1 protein-coding gene is annotated in these 2,943 nt (G+C 49.6%); it reads right to left on the bottom strand.

Annotation, left to right across the window (positions count from 1 at the left end; all coding sequences use genetic code 11):
• Positions 1 to 510 precede the first annotated feature (510 nt).
• Positions 511 to 2,943 (bottom strand): DNA polymerase III subunit alpha (gene dnaE, locus Q0614_RS11690; protein WP_298788888.1); only part of this gene is annotated, 2,433 nt, incomplete at its 5' end.

The following is a 2,943-nucleotide window of genomic DNA, read 5'->3' as shown; positions in this document are numbered from 1 at the left end:
AAATTTTACGTAGTAAAACTATGCCTAAAATTTCAAATCCGCTAAAGTTTAAAATTTTAAAGCTGCGCGGAGATTCGCCAAAGCAAGGCTTCGTTCGCAAAAATTTAGCTCGAAATTTAAAAACGCTCATGCCGTTTATCATGCAACAGGTAGGCTAGTGCGACAATATAATTCATGCTCTACCGAGGTACGGCAAGCTGTTATTGCGGCAACTCAAACGGCGCGCTATAAGCCTTGCCGACGCAATAAAACAGAAGCAGTCTATGTGCCTGTAAATTTGTGGCAGATAAAATTCCACCGCGATGAACGCAATAAATTTAGATATCACAGACTATCTGCGTAATTACAATTCTTATGCGTCGCACAGTAAATTTTGCACGCGACAAATTTTGGAACAAACACGCAACCGCGTCAAAGTCTAGGCTTTCTGCGCGCTCAAATACCGCTTGTATGCGGTGCAACAAGCAAGAATAAAATTTTAACCGACCTGGCGCGACGAAAGAGTCGCACCTACGCCGCGATGATTTCGCGCACCTTTTCGGTAAAATTATCGCTCACGATGTATTCGGTCGGATAAACGAGCACTTCGCTGCCGTTGCGAATCCGTAGAATTAGGCGCTTGGTGTTTTTCAGCGCCGTGTCGCAAAATGCGAGATGGTAAATTTTATAAATTTTCTCGCGACTTAGCTCGCCTAAGCTTAGCTCAAACTCGAAATCCTGCGCGTTTTTGCGCTGCGTCTCGCGCTCTTTGCGCGCCTTAAGAACGGGATCCTCCGCAGCAAACCCGCCCCTTCGCTCAGCAAAATTTCCTCCGCCGAAGCCGCCAGCTCGTTCGCCGCCAAAGTTTCTGCTGGAGCCGGAATTGCCGCCGTTAAAGCCTCCGCGCTCCCTACTGCCAAAGCCTCGCACCTTGCTAGGTACGTAGCCGTCGATATTCTGCGCGGCATCTAGAGTTAAAATTTCATCCAGATAAATTTGAAATTTCCCGCCGTAAGGGCTAGTGTTTTTGCTAAGCCGCGCCAAAAACGCCATCGGGCGCTCCAGCTCCGCGTCCGTTAGCGCAGTGACCGCATCACAAATATCGCCGAACGCACTCATCTCGAAGCTGCCCGCAAGATCAAGCACCGTAAGATTTGCCATCTGCTTGCCCGATTTGGTCGTGCGGGTGTGGACGTTTTCGATCTTGCCGACGCACAAAATTTTAACGCTCGCGTCCTCATCGCCCACCAGTTCGTCAAATTCGTTCGATTTGGTATGCGCGATCGCACCAAGCTGCGCGGCGTAGGCTTTGAGTGGATTCTCGCTCAAAAATACTCCCGCGCGCGGACGAAAGCTCGCATCTCGAGCGTTTTGCAGGCTCATCATCGAAAGAAACGACAGCTGATACGCCGCGCCGCCGACCGCACTTTTTGAAATTTTAATCATAAAGGCGTACGGGCGCTCCCGCTCCTGCGGGCTTAAGTTTTCGATCGCCTTTAGCGCGTTATCGAACACCGCAAGCTCGAAGCTGCCGTGCAGATCAAGCACGTTTAAAATCCCCATTTTTTTGCCCGTTTTCGTCATGCGTGTGGACAGATCCTCGATCCGCCCCACACTAAGCACCTCGGCGCTATCGCCCTCGATCTCGCTAAACGCCGAGGATAGCGTATAGTCGATGCCTTCCATCTCCTCTTTGTAATCATCTAGCGGATGTCCCGAAAGATACACACCCACGGTCTGCTGCTCAAATTTTAAAATTTCGCCCTGCGGAAATTCCTTATCGGTATCGACGAAGCTTACGCTCATGCCGCTCGTCATATCCTCATCCTCTCCAAAAAGCGAGCTTGCGGCGTCCTTTTTAATCTCGGTGATTTTTTTCATCACGTCTAGGATATTTTCCATATTTTGAATCATCGCTAATCGGCTCTTACCCAGACAATCCATCGCACCTGCATAGATCAGCGACTCGATGACCTTTTTATTGACGCGGAAATTATCCACTCGCGAAGCAAAATCGTCGATGCTTTGAAATTTAGCCTCGCTTTGAAGCTCTAAGATATTCTCGATTGCAGCGCCGCCCACGCCCTTAATCGCTCCTAGGCCGTAGATTATCGAGGTGCCCGATTTGGAGTTTTCGTCGTCCACGACGCTAAAGCCTCTTAAGCTTTGATTGATCGACGGCGGCAAAAGCCCGATACCTAGGCGGCTCGCCTCGTCGATATACTTTGAAATTTTATCGGTATTGCCCTCCTCCGAAGTAAGCAGCGCCGCCATAAATTCCGCCGGATAGTAGGTCTTAAGATAGGCTGTTTGAAAGGTGATCATCGAATATGCCGCGGCGTGGGATTTGTTAAAGCCATAGGAGGCAAATTTCATAATCAGATCAAATAACTCATCCGCCTTAGCTACGTCAAAGCCCAGCTCTTTGGCGCCGTTTAGATACTGCTCGCGCATGTGGGCAAGCTTCTTCTCATCCTTCTTACCCATCGCGCGACGCACGAGATCGGCATCGCCCAAGCTAAAGCCGCCCACCTTCTGCACGATCTGCATGACCTGCTCTTGATAGACGATAATGCCGTAGGTAGGCTCTAAAATTTCTTTTATCTGCGGAAAAATATAGCTAGCTTTTAGCTCGCCGTGTTTGATCCTGATAAAATCGGGGATTAGATCCATCGGCCCCGGGCGGTAGAGCGAGATCATCGCGATGATATCCTCGAAGCGGTCGGGGCGCAGGTTCATCGCCAGATCCTGCATGCCCGCGCCCTCGATTTGGAAAATCCCCAGCGTGTTGCCGCTTTGAATCGTTTTGTAAGTTTGCGGATCGTTAAAGTCTATCTCCTCCCAAACTATGTCGCGATTATAGCGGCGCTTGACGAGCTTGATGGCATTATCGATCACATCGAGGTTTTTTAGACCCAGGAAGTCAAATTTTATCAGATCGACGTCCTCGAGATAGTTTTTGGT

This window comes from uncultured Campylobacter sp., assembly GCF_937997595.1.
Classification (GTDB): domain Bacteria; phylum Campylobacterota; class Campylobacteria; order Campylobacterales; family Campylobacteraceae; genus Campylobacter_B.
The sequence above is the reverse complement of the archived record's forward strand: the minus strand, read 5'-3'. Positions and strand labels throughout refer to the sequence as shown.